The following is a 25,464-nucleotide window of genomic DNA, read 5'->3' on the forward strand; positions in this document are numbered from 1 at the left end:
AATGGATTTGTTTGATTATATGAGGGAAAATACCATGAAAAAGGAGTCCCCCCTTGCATCAAGGCTTCGGCCGTCGACACTTGAGGAGGTAGTGGGGCAGCAGCATATCATTGGCAGGGATAAATTGCTCTACCGGGCCATTAAGGCGGACAAGCTGGGCTCTGTGATTTTCTATGGCCCTCCGGGAACCGGAAAAACCACCCTGGCAAGAGTGATTGCCAATAGCACCAGCGGGGATTTCAGGCAGATCAACGCCACGGTAGCCGGAAAAAAGGACATGGAAGAGATCGTGAAGGAAGCCAAGGATTCCTTGGGAATGTATGGGAAAAAGACCATTTTGTTCGTGGATGAGATCCATCGTTTTAACAAAGGGCAGCAGGATTATCTTCTTCCGTTTGTTGAGGATGGGACGCTGACCCTTATTGGAGCTACCACAGAAAATCCTTATTTTGAGGTAAATGGCGCACTTCTTTCCAGATCCAGGGTATTTGAGCTGAACCCCCTGGAAAAGGAGGATATCAGGAAACTGATCCACCGGGCGGTATATGACCGGGATAAGGGAATGGGTTCCTATAATGCTGTGATTGACGAGGATGCGGAAGAATTTCTGGCGGATGTTTCCAATGGAGACGCAAGAGCCGCTTTAAATGCGGTGGAGCTTGGAGTCATGACTACGGACCGGGATCCGTCAGACGGAAAAATCCATATCAGCCTCCAGGTGGCCGAGGAGTGCATCCAAAAGCGGGTGGTGCGTTATGACAAGACAGGAGACAATCATTACGATACCATATCAGCTTTTATAAAAAGTATGAGGGGATCGGACCCGGATGCAGCCGTTTACTATCTGGCCAGGATGCTTTATGCGGGAGAGGATATAAAGTTCATTGCCAGAAGAATCATGATCTGCTCAGCAGAGGATGTAGGAAATGCGGATCCCCAGGCTCTCGTTGTTGCAGTGGCGGCAGCTCAGGCGGCGGAGAGAATCGGGCTTCCGGAAGCCCAGATCATTCTGGCGGAAGCGGTCACCTATGTGGCCTCGGCCCCTAAGAGCAATGCGGCATGCATGGCGGTGTTTGAGGCTCTGGATACTGTGCGGAATCAGAAAACCATGCCTGTGCCGGTTCATTTACAGGATTCCCATTATAAGGGAGCGGCGAAGCTGGGACATGGACAGGGCTATCTCTATGCCCATGATTATCCGGGAAACTATGTAAAACAGCAGTATCTGCCGGATGGGATGGAAGACAAGTCGTTCTATCATCCCACGGAAAATGGTTATGAGCGTAAAATCAAAGAGCACTTGAAGGAACTGAAAAAATAACTTTTCTTTTTTAATATTAAGGTATATAATAGGCGTATCGTACGACCTGATTTAATATGATTTGGGCCGGAATAACATTCCGGCCATCTGTTGCGATATTCTATCGTGAAGCATTCCCAAGATTACGAAACAACTGTTATAAGGAATCATGAAGGAGAATAATATGCGTGAAAAATTACAAACACTGCCGTTAGCGGAATTAAAGGAGCTTGCCAAAGCCCAGGGAATTAAGGGATGCAGCTCCATGCGGAAAGCTGAAATTATAGATTTACTTTGCGAAAAGGGAGAGGGGGCTCCTGCGTTTCCTGCTTCGACTGGGAATGTTCCAGTAGAAAAGGCGGAGGAAGTAAAAAAAGAGGTTTTTAAGGCTGCTACACCCCAGCCGGCCGTTCAGGCCCAGCCTCAGCCGGATTCGGCAAGCCAGCAGGGACAGATGAATATGGATCAGCAGATGCAGTCTGCGGCCGGCGGCCAAAGGAAGACGGTTATCCGTTCCTATCGTCCGGAAGGCCAGCAAAGGCCTGCAGGCTACCGTCCGGCACCGGGAAACAACACAGAGCCTTCCGCCAGGAATGAGGCAAGACAGGAATCAATGCCAGAAGAACCAAGGGCAGATTTTCAGCCAAGTCCTGAATTGCAGGAGTTGGACAGCGGTATAGAGGCTCATGGAATTTTAGAGGTCATGCCCGATGGCTTTGGCTTTATCCGCTGTGAAAACTACCTTCCAGGTGAAAATGACGTTTATGTGGCTCCTTCCCAAATCCGCCGGTTTAACATGAAAACAGGAGACATCATTCACGGAAGCCGCAGAGTGAAGACGGCTACGGAAAAGTTTGCAGCCCTTCTATATGTAAAGAACATCAACGGCTACCCCACCAGTGCAGCGGAACGCCGTCCTAACTTTGAAAATATGATTCCCATATTCCCGGATGAAAGACTTCATATGGAGACAACGGGAGGGAAGAATATCACGGCCATGCGTGTCCTGGACCTTTTAGCTCCGATTGGAAAGGGGCAGAGAGGTATGATCGTATCCCCGCCAAAGGCAGGAAAAACCACCCTGCTTAAGGATGTAGCAAAGGCCATATCCGTAAACCACCCGGAGATCCATCTCATGATCCTATTGATCGATGAGCGTCCTGAGGAAGTTACTGATATTAAGGAATCCATTTTCGGAAATAACGTGGAAGTGCTCTACTCCACCTTTGACGAGCTTCCGGATCGCCATAAGAGAGTGTCGGAAATGGTGATCGAAAGAGCCAAACGCCTTGTTGAGCATGGCCGGGATGTGGTGATCCTGTTAGACAGCATTACCCGTCTGGCAAGAGCCTATAACCTGACGGTGGCGCCAAGCGGCCGTACCTTATCCGGAGGTCTGGATCCGGCAGCCCTTCATATGCCTAAGCGATTCTTCGGTGCAGCCAGAAACATGAGAGAGGGAGGCAGCCTTACTGTTCTTGCCACTGCTCTTGTGGAAACGGGCAGCCGTATGGATGACGTTATTTATGAGGAATTTAAGGGAACCGGCAACATGGAATTGGTTCTTGACCGGAAGTTGTCTGAGAAGAGGATTTTCCCTGCCATTGACATTCTTAAGTCCGGTACCAGAAGGGATGACCTGTTGCTAACCAGAGAAGAAGCGGAAGCGGTTGATATCATCAGGAAGGCTACCAATACCCTGAAACCGGAAGATGCCGTGGAGAAAATATTGGACTTATTCTCAAGGACAAGAAACAACAGGGAATTCGTGGAAACCTCCAAAAAAATGCGCTTTTTCTAGATAATACTGGTTTTTTATAGAAATAAATACTTGCATTAAATTTTTTTTTATGTTATACTGTGTAAGCTGTTTATTAGACAAAGTCGGTTTACGGACTGCGATATAATAGAAATCAAAGTATGTGAGGTGAAAATCATGAAAGAAGGAATCCATCCAAATTACTATCAGGCAAAAGTTGTTTGCAACTGTGGTAATGAATTCGTAACTGGTTCTACAAAGGAAGATATCCACGTAGAGGTTTGTTCTAAATGCCATTCATTCTACACCGGTCAGCAGAAGGCTGCTTCCGCTCGTGGACGTATTGATAAATTCAATCGTAAATATGGCGTTAAGGCTGAAGCATAATTTACTTATTGAAGGCAAGGGTTGTGCAGCCTGAATTTAGTAAATTATCCGTTCGATGAGCCGCCAGGTGAATCGGACTTCCTTCATGAATTCAGGAAATCAGCCGTTCTATGTGCTCATTGGGCGTATGGAACTTCCTTATTATATCAGGGGCAAAGAAGAGGTTGAGTTTGGTGGAAACACTTTAGCTCAGCCTTTTTTGGGATTTGAACAAGTGTAAAGCTTCTATTTTAAACAGAAAGGTGGTTGGCGTATGAAGTATTCAGGAATCGGCGGGCAAGCCGTGATTGAAGGCGTTATGATGAAAAACGGGGATGAGTATGCCACAGCAGTCCGCAAGCCGGACGGAACCATTGAAGTGAAAAAGGATACTTATATAAGCATGGGAGAAAAGGTGAAGCTATTTTCCCTGCCTTTTATCAGAGGAATATTCAGCTTTGTGGACTCCATGGTGTTAGGTATGAGGGCTTTGACCTTTTCTGCCAGCTTTTTTGAGGACGATGAGGAGGATTTAGAACCTTCCAGGTTTGAAAAGCTGCTGGAGCGGTTGTTTGGGGAAAAGATGGAAAAGGCATTGATGAGCATAGTCATGGCATTTTCTGTGGTAATGGCTATTCTTATTTTCATGGTGCTTCCTATGTTTCTTGCTAATATATTCCAGAATTTTATAAAATCCCAGACGGTTATGGCCATTCTGGAAGGCGTGATCCGAATCGGAATCTTTATTGCCTACATCGGTCTGGTTTCACGTATGGAGGATATCCGTCGGACCTTCATGTATCATGGAGCAGAGCATAAGTGCATCAACTGCCTGGAGCACGGACTCCCTCTTACCGTGGAAAATGTCAGAAACAGTTCGAAAGAACATAAGCGTTGCGGTACCAGCTTTCTCCTTATAGTCATGATCATCAGTATTCTGTTTTTCATGGTGGTGAGAGTGGAAACGCTGCCTCTCCGGGTTCTCAGCAGGATCATACTGATTCCGTTTATCGCCGGAGTATCCTATGAATTTTTGCGTCTGGCAGGGCGCAGTAATTCAAAGCTTGTGGATTTATTAAGCCGTCCTGGCATGTGGATGCAGGGACTGACTACCAAGGAGCCGAATGATGAGATGATCCAGGTGGGCATCGCTTCTGTTGAGGCTGTGTTTGACTGGAGGGCATTTCTTAACAAGAATTTCCCGGAGAAAAGTGCATGAACTTAACATTACAGCGTTTATTGGAAGAAGGAGAATCGGAGCTATCAAAGGCAGGGGTGGAAGAGGCCTCTCTTGATTCCAGATACTTACTTTTTGAGGCGTTCCACACAGATATGGCACATTTTCTTATAGACAGGAACAGAAGGCTTCCGGAAGAGGACTTTTCTCTGGAGGCCGTTTCGGAATACCGCTCCATGATAGAGAAACGTTCCAGAAGAGTCCCCCTTCAGCAGATTACAGGAAGCCGGGAGTTCATGGGGCTTGAGTTTTTGGTAAATGAGCATGTGCTGATCCCAAGGCAGGATACGGAAACTCTGGTGGAACTGGTCTTAAAAGATTATAAAGGAAAGAAGCCGGAAGTACTGGATATATGCACGGGAAGCGGCTGCATTGCTGTCAGCCTGGCAAAGCTTGGCGGATTTGACTGTGTGACTGCCGTGGATATTTCCAGGGAAGCCCTTAAGATGGCGGAAAGAAATGTAGGGAAGCTTTTGGGAGAGGGAAAGGTCACACTGATAGAAAGTGACTTATTTGCCTCATTCGGGAAACAGAAAAAATTTGATGTGATCGTGTCAAATCCTCCCTATATTCCAACGAAAATTATAGAAGGACTGCAGCCGGAAGTCCGGGATTTCGAACCCATGCTGGCCCTTGACGGGAAGGAAGACGGATTGTATTTTTACAGAAGGCTTGCGTTGGAAAGCCGCCCTCATCTGGTCCCTAAAGGAGCGGTTTATTTTGAAATCGGCTATGATCAGGGAGAGGCTGTCAGCAGTTTGTTAAAGGACGCTGGCTTTGGAGAAATCCGGGTGGTTAAGGATGCGGCAGGACTGGACCGCGTGGTATGTGCACGAAAGCAATGAGCAGTGCGAAACAGGATAGGAAAAGATTATCGTTGTGCTTGCACATAAGAAAATCTTCTCCTGGCCTGTTTCACAGGGCGAATGCCCGTGAGCCGGTAAAACCGCAGGTTTTACCGGCTGCACTGCGGACTGATGATACAATGTGAACGACAGTCCTTTCCAGGAAATTCAGGAGGTTACCATGTTTGATAGATTAGATGATATTTTAATTCATTATGAAGAATTAATGCAGGAGCTTAACAATCCTTCCGTGGCAGAGGATCAGAACCGGTTTCGGAAGCTGATGAAGGAGCAGGCGGATCTGGCGGACTTAGTAGAGACTTATACCCAGTATAAGAAGGCAAAGCAGACCGTGGAAGACAGTCTGGCTCTTCTGGAGGAAGAGAGCGACGAGGAGATGCGGGAGATGGCAAAGGAGGAATTATCCGATGCAAAGAAGCAGATCGAGGCGCTGGAGCAGGAGCTTAAGATTTTACTTTTACCTAAGGACCCTAATGACGATAAGAATATTATTCTGGAAATCCGTGCCGGAGCAGGCGGTGACGAGGCGGCCCTGTTCGCTTCCGAGCTGTACCGTATGTATGTAAATTACGCGGAGGGACATCGCTGGAAGGTAGAGCTGATCAGCGTCAACGAAAATGGGATCGGCGGTTTTAAAGAAGTGGTTGCCATGATTACAGGCAAGGGCGCTTATTCCAAGATGAAATATGAAAGCGGCGTTCACCGGGTACAGCGGGTGCCGGAGACAGAGAGCGGAGGAAGAATCCACACCTCCACGGCCACCGTGGCAGTTATGCCTGAGGCAGAAGAGTTTGATGTAGTGATCGAGGATAAGGATGTGAGAATCGACGTTATGCGTGCTTCCGGAAACGGCGGACAGTGTGTAAATACTACCGATTCGGCCGTTCGTCTTACTCACATGCCTACTGGAATCGTGATTTACAGCCAGACGGAAAAGTCACAGCTTCAAAATAAGGAAAAGGCTTTTCGGTTATTGCGTTCCAAGCTTTATGACTTGGAGCTGGAGAAAAGGCAGAATTCAGAGGCAGAGGAAAGAAGAAGCCAGATCGGTACGGGAGACCGTTCCGAAAAGATCCGTACCTATAATTTCCCTCAGGGCCGTGTAACGGATCACAGGATCAAGCTGACCCTTTATAAGATTGATTCCATTATGAATGGAGACATTCAGGAACTTCTGGATTCTCTCATTGCGGCGGATCAAGCTGTGCGCTTAAGTAAGTTAAATGAAGAGGCGTAAGGATTAAGAAGAGAATATAGATACATGTCATTACCCCATTCCGCGATGGAATGGGGTTTTTTGTCTAAATAAGGATTTTACCACCGTATTTTTTTACACTTCTGTAGTATGATTAATTTTTAACAAATGTGGTTACGGAATAGTTACCGCTTTCTGTGAGAAGAGATTACCACTTTTAAATTGGAAAAAAGAATCATTTAGTTCCCTTATAAACTGTGATATTATGTTAATATGCATAAAAATAGTTATAGAGTCAGTTAGGTGATATCATATATAAATGAAGGCTGTCAAGAAAAATAGGAGTGAACATATATGGATAGGCGAAAGAGACAGATCCTGGATATTTTGTCGGACAGAGAGTACTATACGGCAGAAGACCTTGCAGGGCAGATCTGTATCGGGACAAAGACCATTCGCAATCTGCTGAAAGAGATAAATCAGGAAATGGAGCCCCATGGGGCTTCGATTCTTTCTAAATACGGTGTAGGGTATTATCTGAACGTATGGGATGAAGAAAAGTTTGGTTCTTTTAGCCAGGAATTATACACACATCATTCAGATAAATATCTGCCTGATACATCGGAGGAACGGATACAATACCTGCTGGAATATTTGTTCAACAGCCCTTCTTATGTAAAGTTGGATGAATTGAGTGACAGTCTGTATATATCGAAGCGGACATTGACCGCAGATTTAAAGGAAGTAGAACAATACCTTAATAAATTTAATATAAAAGTTATTCGAAAACCCAATTACGGAATAAAGCTGGAAGGCGGAGAGTTTGAGACCAGATTATGCATCGCGTCTTTTTCCGGAAAACGGCTTCATAAGGGCAATCAGAGCATGGATGAGATTGCGGTATGTGTATCGGAAGTTCTTAAAAAGAACGATTTTCTGATTCCCGGAGCGGCCTATCAGAACCTTGTTGTTCATCTCTACATAGCCATCAGCCGAATCATGGAATGCCATTATGTGCCCATGCCTGAGGAGCCGATAAAGAATATGAGCGGCAGGTATGAGTATCGGATCGCAAAGGAAATTGCTGAACAGATAGAATCCACATTCCACATCACATTTCCTGAAACGGAGATCGTTTATATCTCCATACACCTGGCAGGGAAGAAGATGATATACCATGCCGATGAAGCGGATCAAAATATCATCATCACCCAGGAAATCAGTGATCTTGTAACCGTCATGCTGGAACGGGTGTATGATCTGTTCAAATTTGATTTCCGCAGTGATTTGGAGCTGAGGATGCTATTGTGCCAGCATCTGGTTCCTTTAAGCATCAGGATCAAATATGATATGGATTTAAAGAATCCTCTTCTTCGGGATGTTAAGGAAAAGTTCTGTCTTTCCTATACCATGGCATGCAATGCGGTAACAGTCATAAACGAACACTTTCATATCCTTTTGTCAGAAGATGAGATCGCGTACTTTGCCTTTGCCTTTGCTTTTGCCCTTGAGCGGAAGAAGACGGAGATAGAGAAAAAGAATATACTTCTGGTATGCTCTTCCGGGCGGGGAAGTGCGAAGCTTCTCCAGTATAAATACCAGAATTCGTTTAAGGAATATATAAACGATATCACCGCATGTGATGTGGGAAGTATTTATAAGGTGGATTTTTCAAAATATGACTACATCTTTACGACCGTACCCATTACGGTTCCCGTACCTCTTCCGATACTGGAGGTACAATATTTTCTTGATGACAAAGACATTGTAAATGTAAAAAAGGTACTCACTTCCGATAAGGCATCTTCCGTGCGGAATTACTATGAACGGGAGATGTTTCTGCCTCATCTGAAGCTGCAGACAAAGGAAGAGGTCCTTCGCTGCATGTGCCAGTTTGTTATGGAAAAGAAGAATCTCCCGAAAGAATTTTATGAATCCGTGCTAAAGAGGGAGAGGTTAGCCAAGACAGCTTTTGGCAACCTGGTAGCAATGCCCCATGTCTATAAGGCCATCAGTGAGGAAACATTTGTGTGCGTTGGAATCCTTGATGAACCGGTGGACTGGGAAGGGCAGAAGGTTCGCGCTGTTTTCCTGGTGTCCATAGCCAATAAGGATCATACCAGTGAAGAACTGCAGCGATTCTATCAGATGACGGCGGCCTTTCTTTTAAGCCAGAAACAAATACAGGAGCTTGTAAAAAAACAAGATTATGACGCATTTATAGAAGCCATGAGCAGCATAGAAGCCCAGATTCCAAAGGATGTATAAGGGAAAGGCGTAAAAGATAAAGGCGTAAAAGATAAAGGCGTAAAAGATAAAGCAAGACGTGTACAAACTGATAATCATTTTGTATGCGTCTTTTTTGTGTCAGTACGATTCTTCGATAAATAAGCGAAAATCGTTGTTTTTAACTGAAAAAGCGGATATTCCGGATCCGCAGTATATATAAGCATCGATGCAGAAGTAAGTACTGCCCATGTTCTGTTATGTCATTAATCGCATTTTGGCCGGCAGATGTAAGGCAAGTTTATCCAATTTTGCAGCGGCCTATATTCCGCCGGAAAAAGGTGCCATTATGAAAATGGAAAAAGGCATCATGGAGTTCAAAAACAAAGTATGGTAGTATGTGAATGTGCAATAGATAAATGCATTAGATATCTGATAAAATATCAATCATGCACAATGCTCCCCGGTATTTTTCTGAATCCTGGCACTTATGCAGACAGGCGGGAGAGGCGTTATTTTCGATGGAGATAGGGAAGTGATGAAAGTAAAATTTATGAACGTCCTGCTTGCAGCAGCAGGAGCTATCGTTCGTTCTGTACACGTTTTTCGGATTGTACCAGCTGCCAACAGAGGGAGAGTTTAACAGAAGATAGAAATATTACAGATAATACAAGATCAGCTTGAGGTAATTATGAGTTACCTTATTACATTTATGAGACTCATAATTACAGGTTAAGAGAGAGGCAGTGTGAGAATGGATATTGAAATGATTGTTATGAAGCTTGTAGTCTGCGGAGGGAACGCCAGAAGCAATGCGATTGAAGCACTGCGTTCGGCAAAAAACGGTGATTTTAAACATGCAGACCAGTTGATGGAGGATGCAGAAAAGACGATTCAGGAAGCACATGAGGTCCAGACAGAAATGATCCAGAATGAGCTAAACGGCAAAAAGGCAGAAGTCGGACTTTTAATGGTTCATGCTCAGGATCATCTGATGAATGCCATGACGGTCATGGATCTGTGCAAGGAAATGATTGATATTTTAAGAATAAAATAATTCATTTTAGAAAGGAAGTTATTTATGAGAAACATTGTTTTGTTTTGCGCGGCGGGAATGTCTACCAGTCTCTTGGTCCATAAGATGAAAGAGGCTGCAGACAAAGAAAACTATGACTGCAAGATCAATGCCTATGCACTTGCAAGCACCAAGGAGAAAGGGAAGGATGCGGATATCATTCTGCTGGGGCCTCAGGTTCGTTTCAGCAAGGCAAAAGTAGAAAAGGATTGTCCGGGCAAAATCATTGAATGCATTGATATGCAGGTATACGGCACCATGAACGGTGCCAAGGTCATAGCCCAGGTCAAAAAAGCTTTGGGGGACTGAATGTAAGCACAAATTAAGGGGGAAATAAAGATGGATAAATTGATGAATTGGCTGCAAAACACAATAATACCGCCACTTTCAAAATTAGGTAATCAAAGACATTTAGTGGCAGTACGTAATGGTTTAACCTTAACGTTGCCGGCAATCATAAGCGGAAGTATTTTTCTTATCATAGGAAATATTCCGATAGAAAGCTGGACTAATTTTTTAGCACCTTATGAAGAGATGATTAATGCTGCTGTTAATGTTTCATTTGGTATTATTTCACTTTTGGCAGCAGTTGGAATTGGCTATGAGCTAAGTAAAAGTTATGACCTTGATGCAATTTCAGGTGCAGCGTTGTCGGTAATGGCTTTTATTACCACCCAACTGTCAGACGGCTTTGTAATTGATCCTGCAGGCTTTGATTCTACGGGACTATTTACAGCAATTATTGCGGGTATTGTTACTACCGAAATTTATCATTTCTGTATTAAAAAGAATTGGGTATTTAAATTGCCTGACGGTGTACCGCCGGCAGTCAGCAATTCCTTTGTTTCTTTGATTCCTGCAATGCTGATTTTATTGCTGTTCTGGACAGTTCGTGTTCCACTGCATTTTAATATTACTGAATTTATTCAGAGTATCTTTTCACCTTTACTTCATGCATTAAATAGTTTACCCGGTATTTTGCTTTATACATTTTTGGTAAGCTTATTGTGGTGCGCAGGAATCCATGGAGATATGACATTAGAAGGTGTTGCTGATCCGATATTTTTAGCTTTTGTTGCAGCAAATGCTTCTGCTTATGCAAAAGGCGAAGCACTTCCCTATATCACTGCTTCCGGCTTTTCCAGCTTATTTGTTAATGTCGGCGGAACAGGAGCTACATTAACCTTAGTTCTTTTAATGATTTTTTCAAAATCAAAAACTTATAAGGAATTGGGAAAAGTGGCTTTGCCAGGCTCGATTTTTGAAATAAATGAACCGGTAATTTTCGGGTTCCCAATTATTATGAACCCATTGATGATGATTCCTTTTATCCTTATTCCGTTAGTATTAGCGGCAAGCAGTTATTTCCTTATGTCCATTGGATTAGTTGGTAAACCGATCATGATGGTTCCATGGACAATGCCACCAATTATCGGACCTCTAATGGCAACAGGCTGGGATATAAGAGCTGCTATCTGGTCTGCACTTGAAATTGTAATTGCTATTGTCATTTATATGCCATTTTTCAAAATTGCTGAAAAACAAATGTTGGAGAATGAAAATCAAACATTTGAAACAGCAGAAATTGAAGTTGATGGAGCTGCAAAAAATTGATCATGGAGGTATTTACGATGTCAAAAAAAATTAAAGTTGTAACAATTGGCGGAGGATCCAGCTATACACCAGAATTAGTCGAGGGCTTTATTAAAAGATATGATGAATTTCCAATCAGTGAATTGTGGCTGGTGGATATCGAAGAAGGAAAGCACAAGCTAGAGATTGTGGGAGAAATGGCTAAGCGGATGGTAGAAGCAGCAGGAATTGACTGCAAGGTTTATTTAACGCTGGACCGGCGGGAAGCTTTAAAGGATGCAAATTTCGTTACCACGCAGTTGCGGGTCGGATTATTAGATGCACGCATTTTGGATGAACGTATCCCATTAAGCCACGGATTAATCGGTCAGGAAACCAATGGGGCCGGGGGCATCTTTAAGGCATTACGAACCATTCCGGTAATTTTAGATATTGTAGAAGAAATGAAAGAGCTGTGTCCTGATGCTTGGTTAATCAACTTTACTAATCCGTCCGGTATGGTTACGGAAGCTGTTTTAAGATATGGCAATTGGAACAAGGTTGTTGGCTTATGCAATATTCCCATTAATGCGGTTTATGAAGAAGCTGCAATACTTGATGAAATGCCATCAGACTTATTCTTCCAGTTTGCAGGCATTAATCATCTGCACTGGCACACTGTGGTTGATAAAAATGGAATCGACAGAACGGATGAACTTATTAAAAAGATGTATGGAAGTGGAGAAACAAATTCAATTGTTGCAAATATTAAGGATAATCGTTTGATTTTTGAGCAAGTTGAAAATCTTCATATGGTTCCATGCCCATATCATAATTATTATTACTATACTGATAAAATGTTGGCCGAGGAATTAGAAGACTTTAAAAACAATGGAACCCGTGCAGAAAAAGTCAAGAAAATTGAAGCTGAATTATATGAATTATATAAGGATCCTAATCTGAATTATAAACCGAAACAGTTAGAAGAACGCGGCGGAGCCAGATACAGTGATGCGGCTTGTGAGACGATCACTTCAATCTATAATGATAAAAGAACAACCATGGCCGTCAGTACCCGTAATAACGGTACTATAAAAGATCTGCCTGACGATTGTGCGGTTGAAGTTACTTGTACTTTAACAGGAAAAGGACCGATTCCTTATAATTTCGGAAGCTTTAAACCTCAGGAAAGAGGATTACTGCAATTGATGAAAGCTATGGAGGAATTAACCATTGAAGCTGCTGTTACAGGGGATAGAGGTACATTATTACAAGCCTTTATGATGAATCCGCTCATTACAAGCGGAGACGTAGCCAAACAGGTAATGGAGGAATTACTGGAAGCACATAAAAAACATCTTCCTAATTTCTTTCAATAGGCCGTCAGTCATTGGTAATGTATGGATAAGTAACTTTGTTTGATGAAAGGAGATAATTTTTCTTGAATAAAAAGGTAAACAAAATCACGGTTATTGTATTTTTCATAGGGTTATTGCTTTTGACAGGATGTACTTCGAACCAAACCGGCGGTCAATTAAAGAAAGAGAGCGAAAGCAGCATATCTTTGAAAGACTCAGAAAAGAAAGAGATAGCTATGGAGTTGGTTTCCAGCGCAGAAAATTCATCTTTGGATTGGAAGGCTCAATACAGCTATATTGAAGATATTCAAGATGGGAGAGGTTATACAGCCGGAATCATCGGGTTTTGTTCTGGAACGGGAGATATGCTGCAATTAGTAAAAGGCTATACAGAAACAAAGTCAGAGAATCTGCTGGCTAAATACGTAGAAGCCCTTGAAAAAGTGAATGGTTCGGATTCTCATGAAGGCTTAGGGGAAGCTTTTGAAAGTGACTGGAAGGCCGCCAGCGAAGATGCGAAATTTCAGGAAGCGCAGAACATAATCAGAGATGATATATATTTTAATCCGGCAGTTGACCAGGCGGTAAAAGATGGATTATCCATTTTAGGTCAGTTCATTTACTATGATGCAATCGTAATGCATGGCCCTGGTGATGGATCTGTTCCATATGAAGAAAGTTTTCCAGGCATAAGAGAAGCAGCATTAAATAAAGCGAAGTCTCCGGCAGATGGAGGAAATGAAGTGGATTATCTAACGGCTTTCCTTGATGAAAGAGATAAGGTAATGAAGCTTGAAAGTGCTCATGAAGACTTAAGCAGAACAATTGCCCAAAGGAAATTCTTAAAGGAAGAGAATTATTCCTTACAAAAGCCTCTTGAGTGGGAAATGTATGGAGATCCCTTTAAGATTGATAAATGATATAGCTGATGAAGGTTAAAAGACAGCAATTCCAGGATGCCCCTGGAATTGCTGTCTTGTCTATGTTATTCCCCTATCATGATCCTGATAATTTCTTCGTTGGTTTCCCTCATTCCTTCTTTCCCCAGTCTCCCAACATTTCTAAGGGTAGCCTCCACGCCTTTGGTGACGATTCCGTCGCCGTCAAAGAACTGCTGCCCCTGCATGTACATGTTGTAACCTAGAATTCCGGCTTCTATGGAAGAGGCGATCTTTGCCGCGCAGGAGGATTTTGCACCATCGCATACGATACCGGAAACAATGGCGAGTGCGTTGACTATGGTATGGATGACTTCCTCATAGCCCCCTCCGCAGAGATAAGCAATTCCAGCTCCGGCCCCGGCTCCTGCATTGACTGCTCCGCAATAGGCGGATAATCTGCCGATGGGGGTTTTCTGGTGAATGGCGGCCAGATTGGATAAGGCTAAGGCCCGGTACAATTTCTCTTTGCTGACCTTTAAGGCCTTTGCATATACGATGACAGGCACGGAAACCGTGATCCCCTGATTTCCGCTTCCGGAATTGATAACCACCGGCAGTCCGCAGCCGTTCATTCGGGCATCAGAACCTGCAGCTGCCATGGCCTTTGCTCTGACGGATAAGTCATCTCCGGAATTTTTAAGAAGTACCTTGCCGATATTGGCTCCATAGCTTTCCTTAAGCCCCTCTTCGGCAATGGCCCAGTTGTAACGGATCTGGCGTTCCAGGACCTCCTGGATGTCAGAGATGTCCACAGAATTGATAAAGTCCCAGATATCCTCCATGTTGAGTAAATTCCGGTCAGTCAGCGGATCATCTTCAAGAGCCGCATCCTTCTGCATCAGTATGGTTCCATCCTTTTCAATGAGAACGATGTTGGTGTGGTAACCCGCAATGCGCACTCTGCTGAAGGAAGTTCCTTTATACAGGGTAACAAGGATATCAAAATTAATCCCCTGGTCTAAGTGTACTACCGTGATTTCCCTTTCCTTCATAAATTCTCTCATCTGTATTATCTGCTCCGGCAAGACCTCTGCAATGACCTCCAGTTCTCTTTCCGGATTGCCTGCCACAATGCCTGCCGCCACTGCCGCAGGAATGCCCTTTAAATGGCCTGTATTGGGAACGATCACGGATTTCACGTTCTTAATAATGCTTCCGCTGGCGGCCACCACCACTTTATCAGGCATTTGTCCCAGTGCTTTTCTGGCTACTGCGGCGGCATAAGCCAGAGCGATCGGTTCGGTACAGCCCATGGCCGGAAGCAGCTCTTCCTTCAATATCTGCACATAGGCGCGGTATTTATTACTTGCCTTATCCATATAACATCAATTCCTTTCTGAAAGTGTAATTGATTTTTCGTAAACAGTCTGTCAATAAACATTGATTTCTCTTTAGTTATAATGTACCATAGATAAATATAGATGTAAAATTTAATGTTTTTAAGATAACGTTTAATATTTTTAAATTGATTGAAGAGAGGAGTTTTAAAGATGGAGCTTCGGGAAATAAGGACATTTTTAGAGGTAGCTAACAGAAAAAGCTTTTGTAAGGCGGCTGAAAAACTGGGTTATTCCCAGGCCGCTGTCACTGTACAGATCAAGCAGCTGGAAAAAGAATTAAATGTCCATTTGTTTGACCGGATCGGGAAGAAGACGACCCTGACCCATGAGGGTGAAACCTTTTATGAATATGCGGCTGAGGTTGTAAAGACCCTGACCCATGTAAAAAACATTTTATCCGTAACTTCGGAGCTTACGGGAAGGCTGGTGATCGGGACCATAGAATCCATCTGCTCCACCTTGTTTCCATCTCTCATACAGGAGTTCCACCGCCTTTATCCCCAGGTCAACGTAAGCATTGTGGTGGATTCTCCCGATGAGCTTCTTACCATGATGAACCATAATACCATTGATCTGGTGTATTTCCTTGATAAGCGCATGTATGATTCAAAATGGGTAAAGGTGATGGAAAAGCCTGAAAACATAATTTTTGCAGCATCAAAAAACCACCCTTTTGGAATCGAAACAGGTCTTACCATTGATCAGGTCATTTCACAGCCAATGATTCTTACGGAAAAGGATGCCAGTTACCGGCTCATGCTGGAACAATACCTGGCGGCTTATGGAAAAAAGGTTCATCCCTTTCTGGAAATCGGCAATACGGAATTCATCATCAAACTTCTTCGCAGCAATGCAGGGATTTCCTTTCTTCCGGAGTTCACTATTTGCAGGGATATTGAGGAAGGAACCTTAATGCCCCTTAACATGAAGGATTTTCACTTGCAGACCTGGAGGCAGATGGTCTATCACAAGGATAAATGGATCAGCAGAGAGATGAAAGCATTTATTGAGCTGGTTCAAAGGAGGGAGCAGGAGTGCAAAGAGACAGCCCCTCCAGACATTCCAAAAGATTAATTGTACAGACTGTTTTGATGTGCTATACTGAACAGGAAAATAAATGAAATAAATGCACGGAGGATTAAGACATGGAAGCGTTAAAAATCGGAATCATGGGAACGGGTGGGATCGCATCGGTACTGGCAAATACAATGCTTCAGATGCCGCAGGTAGTTCTGATGGGAGCAGCCTCCAGAAGTTTAGAAAAAGCGGAAGAATTTGCGGCGCGTTTTTCCATAGAAAGGGCTTATGGCTCTTATGAGGAACTTGTAAAAGACCCGGATATTCAGTTGATCTATATTGCCACACCTCATTCCGAGCATTACAGCAATGCGAAGCTGTGCCTGGAAAATGGAAAGCATGTTCTTTGTGAAAAAGCCTTTGCAGCAAACTACGCCCAGGCCAAAGAGATGACCGATTTAGCGGAGGAAAAGAATCTTATGATAACGGAAGCTATGTGGGTGCGTTACATGCCCATGGCAAAAACCCTGAAAGAGGTTTTAAACTCAGGCGTTATCGGAGAGCCTATGACCCTTACGGCAAATCTCTGTTACCTGATTTCGGATACGCCACGCCTTATTAAGCCTGAGCTTGCAGGAGGAGCCCTTCTTGATGTAGGAGTGTACACTCTTAATTTCGCTTCCATTGTTTTTGGCGATGAGATTACAGATATCCAGTCCAGCGTGATTAAAACAGACAGCGGAGTGGATGCCCAGAACAGCATTACCTTATGCTATCCGGGAGGAAAGATGGCAATCTTAAACAGTTCTCTTCGGGTGCTCTCTGACCGCCTGGGAATTATATACGGAACCAAGGGATACCTTGTAGTTGAGAATGTCAATAATTTTGAGACCATCAAGGTTTATGATGCAAAGAGGCAGCTGATTGAAACTCACATCAGACCGGAGCAGATATCCGGATATGAGTACCAGATTGAAGCCAGCAGGGAAGCCGTCAGAAATGGTTGGACAGAGTGTCCCCAGATGCCCCATAAGACGATCCTGGATATTATGAAGGTCATGGATGAATTAAGAAGACAGTGGGGAATCCGTTATCCGTTTGAGGCATAATAAGAGGAAGATAAATGTTTACTAGAAAAGATTTGATAAAACTGCTGGGCCCTCTGATCGTGGAGCAGATATTGATCGTTCTGGTAGGAATGGTGAATGTCGTGATGGCGGCGGCAGTGGGAGAGGCATCTGTTTCCGGAGTTGCCCTGGTGGAATCCATCAACATTCTGATTATTCAGATGCTGTCGGCATTGGCTACCGGTGGAGCGGTTATATCCTCCCAGTATCTTGGGAAAAAGCAGTCAGAGAATGCCTGCAGGGCAGCGGGACAGCTCATTGGAGTCACGACCGTACTTTCCGTGCTTGTTACCCTTGTTGCACTGGCAGGCAGAGGAAGTCTGCTAAAGGTTATATTCGGAAATGTGGATGAGGCGGTTATGAACGCCGCCGTGGTTTATTTCTGGATTACGGCCCTGTCTTATCCCTTTGTTGCAGTTTATAATTCCTGTGCGGCCCTATTCCGCTCCATGGGAAACTCCAAAGCTTCCATGGCAGTTTCCCTGGTGATAAATACCGTTAATGTTGTGGGAAATGCGGTATGTGTATACGGCCTTCATATGGGGGTGACCGGTCTGGCCTGGCCCACCCTGTTCAGCCGGATTGCCGCCGCGGTGCTGATGCTCTTTATGATCCAAAGTCCCGGCAATGTTTTGAGAATCAACCGTCTGGAGGAGCTTAAGCCAAACCTTCCGATGATTAAGAAGATACTGTCCATCGGCATTCCAAACGGCCTGGAAAACGGCATGTTCCAGTTCGGAAAGCTTGCTCTGCAAAGTCTGGTTTCTTCCCTGGGAACGGCGGCCATCGCCAGCTATGCAGTGGCATCCAACCTGGTGACCCTGCTGTATCTGCCTGGCAACGCCATAGGCTTAGGCCTGATCACCATTGTGGGACAATGCGTGGGAGCAGGAGAGAAAAAAGAGGCAAAGCGGTATACCAGACTTCTGGTTGGGGCTAATTACGGAATCCTTCTTTTACTGTGTACGGTTATGGTCGTATTTTCAGGACAGCTTGCCTCTGTCTATAATCTTTCGGGAGAGGCGGCAGAAATATCCGCCCGGATGGTGGTGGTCCACAGCTATGCGATGATCGTATGGCCTCTGGCTTTTACCGTTCCTTATGCCCTGAGAGCCTCTATGGATGCCAAATTTACCATGGTGGTGTCCATATTCTCCATGTGGCTTTTTAGGATCGCATTTGCTTATTTCTTCGTCCGTGTGATGAACACAGGCGTAATGGGCGTGTGGTATGGAATGTTTATCGACTGGATTTTCCGTGCTGTTTTATTTAGCTGGAGATTCCGGGGAATAGAAAAAAGAGCAGTGTCTGTTTCTTAAGCAGCACTGCTCTTTTTTTGCTGTCAATGAGCCGAACGATGGTTTACCTGACTTCATTCATACGACCGTTTGCATCCACATAAGAGCCGTCAACGACGCGGCTTACGGCCATAAGTCCGAGTAGGCCATCGGAATTCGGGTTAAAATAGTACCAAAAGCCATCGATTTTATGCCAGCCGGTTACCATGATTCCTATCTGGTTTGTGTAAAACCAGCCGCTAACATCAGGGTCATAAACCCAGCCGGTTACCATGGAGCCTTCCTCTTTTCCCTGATAGGGATTAAAATTATACCAGCAGCCGTTAATAAAACGCCATCCCGTTGCCATGTACCCATTATCTGTGAAGTAATAGGAATGGCCTTGGTATTCCGCCCATTTTCCGGCGGGAAATGTAGAATTCCATTGATTAAAGAAACGCCAGCCAACCTCATCCTTTACCCAGGTACCGGCCAGATAAATGGATTCATCCTTTGTGTGGGCAAAGCTGTCAAAGGGGACGGCGGCTGCAAAAAGAAACAGGGTAACAGCAGCAGCTGCTGCTCCATGGCGCATCAACCCGCAGCGGGAAAGATTTTTCATAAAAACGTCACCTCCTGAATGAATGGGATATGGATCACTGCTTTGATTATAGGTGAAGGGCTTAAAAAACACAATGCAGAGAAGAAAACTGTAAGATTTTTGTTTGAATTCTGTTGGAATCCGGAGAAAATTATCTTGACACACGAAACACTATTTGTTATATTACATATAGAACAAATAAAGCAATACTTTACATATTCGGAGAAGAAGGAGGAAGCTATTATGAACATCAATAAATTTACGCAAAAATCTGTGGAAGCGGTCCAAAATTGCGAAAAACTTGCATATGAATATGGGAATCAGCAAATAGAACAAGAGCACATGCTGTACAGTCTTCTTACCATTGAAGACAGCCTGATTATGAAACTCATTACCAAGATGAATATACAAAAAGAGCAGTTCTTAAATGAAACGGCTCAGGCAATTGAAAAACTTCCCAAGGTCAGGGGAGGGCAGCTTTATATCAGCAATGAATTAAATAAGGTATTAATAAGCGCCGAGGATGAGGCGAAGTCCATGGGAGATGAGTACGTTTCCGTAGAGCATCTGTTTTTAGCCATGTTAAAGCAGCCATCCAAGGCGGTAAAGGAACTGTTCCGGAGCTATGGCATAACCAAGGAAAGCTTTTTACAGGCCCTTTCCACGGTGAGAGGAAACCAGCGCGTTGTAAATGACAACCCGGAGGCCACCTATGATACCCTTACCAAATACGGTTATGATATGGTGGAGCGTGCCAGGGACCAGAAACTGGACCCGGTGATCGGAAGGGACAGCGAGATCCGGAATGTGGTGCGGATACTTTCCAGAAAGACGAAGAACAACCCGGTTTTGATCGGTGAGCCTGGAGTCGGTAAGACAGCCGTAGTGGAAGGTCTGGCCCAAAGGATTGTCCGGGGCGATGTGCCGGAGGGATTAAAGGATAAAAGACTGTTCGCCCTAGAAATGGGAGCATTGCTGGCAGGTGCCAAGTACCGGGGAGAATTTGAGGAACGTTTAAAAGCGGTTCTTGATGAAGTGAAGAAAAGCGACGGCCAGATCATTCTGTTTATTGACGAGCTTCATACCATTGTAGGCGCAGGTAAGACGGAAGGTTCCATGGATGCAGGCAATATGTTAAAGCCCATGCTTGCAAGAGGCGAGCTTCACTGCATCGGCGCCACCACACTTGATGAATACCGCCAGTACATTGAAAAGGACCAGGCTTTGGAACGGCGGTTCCAGCCGGTTATGGTCGACGAACCTACGGTGGAGGATACCATTTCCATATTAAGGGGACTGAAAGAACGGTATGAGGTCTACCATGGGGTAAAGATCACGGACTCTGCCCTGGTATCGGCTGCGTATTTGTCTGACCGTTATATCAGCGAGCGCTTTTTGCCGGATAAGGCCATTGACTTAGTGGATGAAGCCTGTGCCATGATAAAGACAGAACTGGACTCCATGCCGGCTGAGCTTGATGAGCTTTCCAGGCGTATTATGCAGATGGAGATCGAAGAGGCTGCCTTAAAAAAGGAAACCGACCGTTTAAGCCAGGACCGCCTTGCAGAGCTTCAGAAGGAATTGGCGGAGTTTCATGACGAGTTTGCATCCCAGAAGGCCCAGTGGGAAAATGAAAAGGCATCCGTTGAACGGTTATCCTCCCTGCGGGAAGAAATTGAAAATATGAACCGGGAGATCCAGGCAGCACAGCAAAAATATGATTTAAACCGTGCGGCAGAGCTGCAATACGGAAAACTTCCCCAGCTTCAAAAGGAACTGGCGGAAGAGGAAGAGCGGGTAAGGAATCAGGATATGAGCCTGGTTCATGAGAGCGTAACAGAAGATGAGATTTCCAGAATCGTATCCAAGTGGACTGGAATACCGGTTGCCAGGCTGACAGAAGGGGAAAGGAATAAAACCCTTCACCTTGATAAGGAGCTTCATAAGAGGGTCATCGGCCAGGAAGAGGCGGTATTAAAGGTTACGGAGGCAATCATCCGCTCCAAGGCAGGGATCAAGGACCCCACAAAGCCCATTGGCTCCTTCCTGTTTTTAGGACCGACTGGCGTGGGAAAGACCGAGCTTGCCAAGGCTTTGGCAGAAAGCCTGTTTGACGATGAAAATAACATTGTCAGGATTGATATGAGCGAATACATGGAAAAGCATTCCGTATCCAGGCTGATCGGTGCGCCTCCAGGATATGTGGGCTATGATGAGGGCGGCCAGCTGACAGAGGCAGTCCGTAGAAAGCCCTATTCCGTGGTGCTCTTTGATGAGGTGGAAAAAGCCCATCCCGACGTATTTAACGTACTGCTTCAGGTCCTTGACGATGGACGGATCACAGATTCTTCCGGAAAAACCGTTGATTTTAAAAACACCATCATCATTATGACCTCCAATATCGGCTCCCAGTATCTGCTGACGGGCATTGATGAGGCAGGTAGGATCAGGGAAGACGCCGAAGCAATGGTGATGAATGATTTAAGGAACCATTTCCGACCGGAATTCTTAAACCGTCTGGATGAAATAATCCTGTTCAAGCCTCTTGAAAAGGAAAATATTGCAGGAATCATAGACCTGCTCCTTGCGGACTTAAATAAACGGATTGGTGACCGGGAATTAAAGCTTGAACTGACTGAACAGGCAAAAGAGTTTGTGGTGGAACAGGGCTATGATCCGGTTTACGGAGCCCGTCCGTTGAAACGTTATCTGCAAAAGCATGTGGAAACCTTAGCAGCCAGGATCATCCTTGGGGATGAGGTCCGGGCAGGAAATGTAATTGTGATCGATGTATCGGAAGACGGCCAGAGGCTGATTGCCTATCTGGAATAAAAGATAAGAGATAATACGCATGTTTTAAGAAGGCGCTGCAAAAGGGATGATCGCTCATCTGTTTTGCAGCGCCGTATTTTTATACCTGCCAAAGAATGTCTCTGTTAATAGTCCGGTAAAACAATTCCTGGATCTCTTTTTCGTTGCTGCTCTGTCCCAGAATCCACATGAGCTTTGTCACTGTGGCTTCCAGAGTCATGTCGTAGGCCTCTATAAGGCCCAGCTCCTTTTTGATGGAATGTCCTACTTCGTACACGGACATATCGCTGCCTTCATTGGTCACCTGGGTGGCCATGACCACGGTTTTTCCAAGGGAGATCCATTTTTTTACGGCCTTATAAAAATCACCTGTATCATAGGAGGGAAGGCCGCCCACTCCAAAGGATTCTATGATCACCGCATCATAATGCTCTGCCATAAAATCCAGAACATCCGACCCCATGGAAGGGATCAGCTTCATTAATGCCACATTAGGATTCAGTTTTTGGAAAAACTGTACCTGCCTGGGGCAGGAAGCCTTGTCATCTACGTAAAACAGAACATGCCCATCCTGAATCGCAGCAATATAAGGAAAATTGATGCTGGAGAACGCATTATAGCTCTTGGTGCGCTCTTTTTTCCCTCTTGTGCCTGCAATGACCTTGCCGTCAAATACTATGGTAACGCCATGAGCCTTAGGTTCGCTGGCAAACCGGAGGCTGTCAGATAAATTGGTACGGGCATCGGTATTCTCCATGTCAATGGGCCTTTGCGCGCCGGTGATGACAATTGGTTTTTCCGAATTCTGGACCAGGTAAGAAAGAGCAGAAGCCGTATAAGCCATGGTATCCGTGCCGTGGCAGATGACAAAGCCATCATAATCCTTATAATGGGTTTCAATAGCTTTTGCCATGGTAAGCCAATGGCCTGGCTGCATATTGGTACTGTCTATATTGAGTATCTGCAGGCTGTCTGCCTGACAGAATTCTGACGCTTCCGGAACATAGGAAAGAATTTCGTCAGTGGTGAGGAGAGGCTTTAAACCACTGTCGCTCCGCTTACAGGCTATGGTGCCCCCTGTTCCAAGCATAAGTATTTTTTTCATATACAGGATACCTCCTAAAGGATTTCAATATCTGATTGTAGCACTGATTTCCTCATTCGTACAGGGGGACTTTTGCTTAGCAATCCTTTATGCTGATTTTGACTCCAATATCCAGGGGTGAAGCGGTATACAGGCTTGTGGTGACAAGGCCGTCAACTCCGGTATTTGCGTATTCAGTCGCATTTCCAGGATGAATCCCTCCGGCTGCCAGCAATATGGATTGGGGATAAAGCCGTCTGATGGATGTGGCTGTATGGTTTATGTCCTTTGCATTCATTTTATCAAATTGAATCCCGTCAGCTCCAAGGGAAAGGAATTCTTCCGCTAATTCCGGTTCATTGGTTTCAATGAGAATTTTTTTCTCAGGACATTGTTTTTTCATGGCTGGAAGCATTTTTTTCAGTTCTGCATACCCGCCGATCATGGAAACGTGCTGTTCAAAGATGAGCACTGTTTCAGACAGACCCAGTCGGTGAGGCATGGCACCGCCTGAAAGTATGGCGTAAATGCTCAGCTTTTTAGCACCTGGAAAGTTCTTGCGGGTGGTCAGGACCATCATGTTTTTATTTACGCGTTGAACCGCATCCACCATGTTCCGCGTTTTCGTAGCAATTCCGCTGCAGTGATCCAGTACATTTTGGGCGGCCTTCCAAACGGTATGAAGCTGTCTGGCAGAGCCTGAGCCTGATATCAGCACACGTCCGGCTTCAATCCGTTCCCCTGACGCAATGATTTCCTCTGTCCGGATGTCCAGACGGCGGAACATTTGTTCCACCACCTCCGTACCGCACGCCACCCCGCTTTCCCGGGTGAAATAGGAAATATTGCCCGGCCATTCTGTAAGGCCCAGAAGGTGGCTGGTCAAGTCCATATATGGCATATCTTCTTCGATAAAATGATCAATTTCCGCACAGGTAAAAAACATAGGATTCTCCTTTTCAATTGGGTTTTGGAAGCATCTGTAAATCCAAAAACTGAAGGGATACAGGTTTAACAAGGGAAATTTCGTGTGAAAACAGCAGGACCGGCATGGTTTTTGCATAATGAAGCAAAAGCTCAAGGACATGGCTTTTTAATGCTTCATCCAGGCCTGCAAAGGGTTCGTCCAAAATCAGTATATTCCCTCCGTAGGCCAATGCCCGGGCCAGAGCCACCCGGCGTTTCATGCCGCTGGATAATTGGCCGGGATAGGCACCTTCCCATCCGTCCAGTTTTAAAAGATCCAGCATTTCCTGGCTTTTAGCCCTGTCCTTTGCCGCATATTCTACGTTTTCAAGGCATGTCATAGTGGGAATCAGGCGGTTTTCAGGAAAGACCGGGGAGATGCAGATACCCTCTTTATACAGGATTTCTCCTGAGTCGGGTTTTTCCAATCCCATGATCAGGCGGGCAAGGGTGGTTTTTCCCCGGCCGGATGGGCCCGTCACCGTATGTAGTCCGGTTTCTCCCACAATATAATCAAAATCTTTAAATACTATTGTATTTCCAAAAGCTTTGGATATTTTTCGGCATTCAATCATAGGAGTTTGTTCCTTTTACATGTAACGGCGGAAAGTGCCGGTTCAGCCACAGGTGGATTCCACCAGCAGCCAGTTTTTCGGTGACAATGCTGAGCAGGATCACCACCAGAGTCCAGCTAAATAGGTTCAATGTATCAAGGTAAACCTTGGCATCAGCCATGTTGCGGCCAATGGTCAGCATTGGGGAGGACATGACCTCAGCTGTTATCGCTGATTTCCAGGCATAGCCAAATCCGGTTTGAAACGCGGCCAGGAAATAGGGAATGGAGCCAGGAAGATAAATGCGGCGCAGCTGGGATAAAAATGGGACTTGAAACATCCGGGACATTTCAAGTAAATTTCTGTCTACTGCGTGGAGTGCTTCCGTCATGTTTCCCCATACAAGAGGCATGACCATTAAAAAGGATACCAGAATGGGCAGGTTTTTCGATTTCATAAATACCAGGGCTAAAATAATGAAGGAAGCCACCGGCGTGGCCTTCATCACTGAGATGAAAGGAGGAATGAGAATCCGTACCACAGGTATGGCATAGGTAAATACAGCCAGTGCGATGCCAATAAGCATCGCACTGGAGAAACCTGCAATTATGTTGCGCAGCGTATGAAGTACAGTAATATAAAAGTCTCTGGTCTTCATCATATCCAATAGGTTGGATATGACGTCAGCCGGTGCGGCTACAAGCACGGATTGTCCGACTGCTTTGTAGAGAAGCTGCCACACCCCCAGCCAGAATAACAAAACGGCAATTAGCCGAAACGGACCTTTCATAG

The 25,464-nt window shown here is 45.0% G+C and carries 22 protein-coding genes; 16 read left to right on the forward strand and 6 right to left on the reverse strand.

Annotated features, from left to right (window positions below):
• Window position 1: 1 nt before the first annotated feature.
• The 12 genes from AC27IJ_RS00510 to AC27IJ_RS00565 all read left to right on the forward strand — a co-directional run bounded on the left by AC27IJ_RS00510 (window position 2) and on the right by AC27IJ_RS00565 (window position 13,874).
• Complete coding sequence (locus AC27IJ_RS00510; protein WP_312444967.1) at window positions 2-1,321, forward strand: replication-associated recombination protein A; 1,320 nt, start codon at window positions 2-4, stop codon at window positions 1,319-1,321.
• 163 nt (window positions 1,322-1,484) lie between these two features.
• Entirely contained in the window at window positions 1,485-3,101 is a 1,617-nt protein-coding gene (rho, locus tag AC27IJ_RS00515) for a transcription termination factor Rho (protein WP_313256971.1), read from the forward strand.
• A 135-nt stretch (window positions 3,102-3,236) separates the two neighbouring features.
• Entirely contained in the window at window positions 3,237-3,446 is a 210-nt protein-coding gene (rpmE, locus tag AC27IJ_RS00520) for a 50S ribosomal protein L31 (protein ID WP_013271164.1), read from the forward strand.
• Window positions 3,447-3,699: 253 nt separating this feature from the next.
• Complete coding sequence (locus AC27IJ_RS00525; protein WP_312444963.1) at window positions 3,700-4,644, forward strand: DUF1385 domain-containing protein; 945 nt, start codon at window positions 3,700-3,702, stop codon at window positions 4,642-4,644.
• On the forward strand, window positions 4,641-5,507 hold the full coding sequence (prmC, locus tag AC27IJ_RS00530; RefSeq protein ID WP_312444962.1) for a peptide chain release factor N(5)-glutamine methyltransferase: 867 nt from the start codon (window positions 4,641-4,643) through the stop codon (window positions 5,505-5,507). Before AC27IJ_RS00525 ends, prmC begins: the two co-directional genes overlap by 4 nt.
• 181 nt (window positions 5,508-5,688) lie before the next feature.
• A complete protein-coding gene (gene prfA / locus AC27IJ_RS00535) occupies window positions 5,689-6,765 on the forward strand; it encodes a peptide chain release factor 1 (RefSeq protein WP_312444960.1) in 1,077 nt (358 codons plus the stop codon).
• Between the two features lie 312 nt (window positions 6,766-7,077).
• Window positions 7,078-8,991 carry a BglG family transcription antiterminator gene (locus tag AC27IJ_RS00540; protein ID WP_313153356.1) on the forward strand — a complete coding sequence of 638 codons (1,914 nt, stop codon included), beginning with the start codon at window positions 7,078-7,080 and terminating at the stop codon, window positions 8,989-8,991.
• A gap of 712 nt (window positions 8,992-9,703) precedes the next feature.
• Window positions 9,704-10,006, forward strand: a complete 303-nt coding sequence (locus AC27IJ_RS00545; protein WP_312444956.1) for a PTS sugar transporter subunit IIA — start codon at window positions 9,704-9,706, stop codon at window positions 10,004-10,006.
• Between the two features lie 24 nt (window positions 10,007-10,030).
• Complete coding sequence (locus AC27IJ_RS00550) at window positions 10,031-10,333, forward strand: PTS sugar transporter subunit IIB (RefSeq protein WP_312444954.1); 303 nt, start codon at window positions 10,031-10,033, stop codon at window positions 10,331-10,333.
• Between the two features lie 30 nt (window positions 10,334-10,363).
• Window positions 10,364-11,638: a PTS sugar transporter subunit IIC gene (locus AC27IJ_RS00555; RefSeq protein WP_312502768.1), complete on the forward strand. Its 1,275-nt coding sequence runs from the start codon at window positions 10,364-10,366 to the stop codon at window positions 11,636-11,638.
• A gap of 17 nt (window positions 11,639-11,655) precedes the next feature.
• A complete protein-coding gene (locus AC27IJ_RS00560; RefSeq protein ID WP_312444951.1) occupies window positions 11,656-12,975 on the forward strand; it encodes a 6-phospho-beta-glucosidase in 1,320 nt (439 codons plus the stop codon).
• Between the two features lie 62 nt (window positions 12,976-13,037).
• The gene (locus tag AC27IJ_RS00565; RefSeq protein ID WP_487147250.1) at window positions 13,038-13,874 is read left to right on the forward strand and encodes a chitosanase; all 837 of its coding nucleotides are present in this window, start codon (window positions 13,038-13,040) and stop codon (window positions 13,872-13,874) included.
• Window positions 13,875-13,939: 65 nt separating this feature from the next.
• Here AC27IJ_RS00565 and AC27IJ_RS00570 read toward each other — a convergent pair whose 3' ends face one another.
• Window positions 13,940-15,214 (reverse strand): L-cysteine desulfidase family protein, encoded by a 1,275-nt coding sequence (locus AC27IJ_RS00570; protein WP_312502773.1) that lies wholly within the window; start codon window positions 15,212-15,214, stop codon window positions 13,940-13,942.
• Between the two features lie 171 nt (window positions 15,215-15,385).
• Between AC27IJ_RS00570 and AC27IJ_RS00575 the strand changes: the two genes are divergently transcribed.
• The 3 genes from AC27IJ_RS00575 to AC27IJ_RS00585 all read left to right on the forward strand — a co-directional run bounded on the left by AC27IJ_RS00575 (window position 15,386) and on the right by AC27IJ_RS00585 (window position 18,698).
• Complete coding sequence (locus AC27IJ_RS00575; RefSeq protein WP_312444945.1) at window positions 15,386-16,309, forward strand: LysR family transcriptional regulator; 924 nt, start codon at window positions 15,386-15,388, stop codon at window positions 16,307-16,309.
• A gap of 71 nt (window positions 16,310-16,380) precedes the next feature.
• Window positions 16,381-17,361 (forward strand): Gfo/Idh/MocA family protein, encoded by a 981-nt coding sequence (locus tag AC27IJ_RS00580; RefSeq protein ID WP_312444944.1) that lies wholly within the window; start codon window positions 16,381-16,383, stop codon window positions 17,359-17,361.
• 14 nt (window positions 17,362-17,375) lie between these two features.
• Complete coding sequence (locus AC27IJ_RS00585) at window positions 17,376-18,698, forward strand: MATE family efflux transporter (protein WP_313153842.1); 1,323 nt, start codon at window positions 17,376-17,378, stop codon at window positions 18,696-18,698.
• 43 nt (window positions 18,699-18,741) lie between these two features.
• On the opposite strand, the gene AC27IJ_RS00590 is transcribed toward AC27IJ_RS00585, so the two are convergent.
• Entirely contained in the window at window positions 18,742-19,278 is a 537-nt protein-coding gene (locus AC27IJ_RS00590; protein ID WP_312444942.1) for a glucan-binding protein, read from the reverse strand.
• Between the two features lie 222 nt (window positions 19,279-19,500).
• Here AC27IJ_RS00590 and clpB point away from each other — a divergent pair, with 222 nt between their 5' ends.
• Entirely contained in the window at window positions 19,501-22,089 is a 2,589-nt protein-coding gene (clpB, locus tag AC27IJ_RS00595) for an ATP-dependent chaperone ClpB (protein ID WP_312444941.1), read from the forward strand.
• Window positions 22,090-22,168: 79 nt separating this feature from the next.
• Here clpB and AC27IJ_RS00600 read toward each other — a convergent pair whose 3' ends face one another.
• From AC27IJ_RS00600 to AC27IJ_RS00615, 4 genes are all read right to left on the reverse strand, one after another.
• Entirely contained in the window at window positions 22,169-23,173 is a 1,005-nt protein-coding gene (locus AC27IJ_RS00600; RefSeq protein ID WP_312444940.1) for an asparaginase, read from the reverse strand.
• Window positions 23,174-23,249: 76 nt separating this feature from the next.
• Window positions 23,250-24,098 carry a ModD protein gene (gene modD, locus AC27IJ_RS00605; RefSeq protein ID WP_313256986.1) on the reverse strand — a complete coding sequence of 283 codons (849 nt, stop codon included), beginning with the start codon at window positions 24,096-24,098 and terminating at the stop codon, window positions 23,250-23,252.
• A 13-nt stretch (window positions 24,099-24,111) separates the two neighbouring features.
• On the reverse strand, window positions 24,112-24,693 hold the full coding sequence (locus tag AC27IJ_RS00610; RefSeq protein ID WP_312444937.1) for an ATP-binding cassette domain-containing protein: 582 nt from the start codon (window positions 24,691-24,693) through the stop codon (window positions 24,112-24,114).
• Window positions 24,686-25,462: an ABC transporter permease gene (locus AC27IJ_RS00615; RefSeq protein WP_487147251.1), complete on the reverse strand. Its 777-nt coding sequence runs from the start codon at window positions 25,460-25,462 to the stop codon at window positions 24,686-24,688. The genes AC27IJ_RS00610 and AC27IJ_RS00615 overlap by 8 nt, the downstream gene beginning before the upstream one ends.
• Window positions 25,463-25,464: the final 2 nt, after the last annotated feature.

It is taken from the genome of Lacrimispora sp. YZC11, assembly GCF_057543815.1.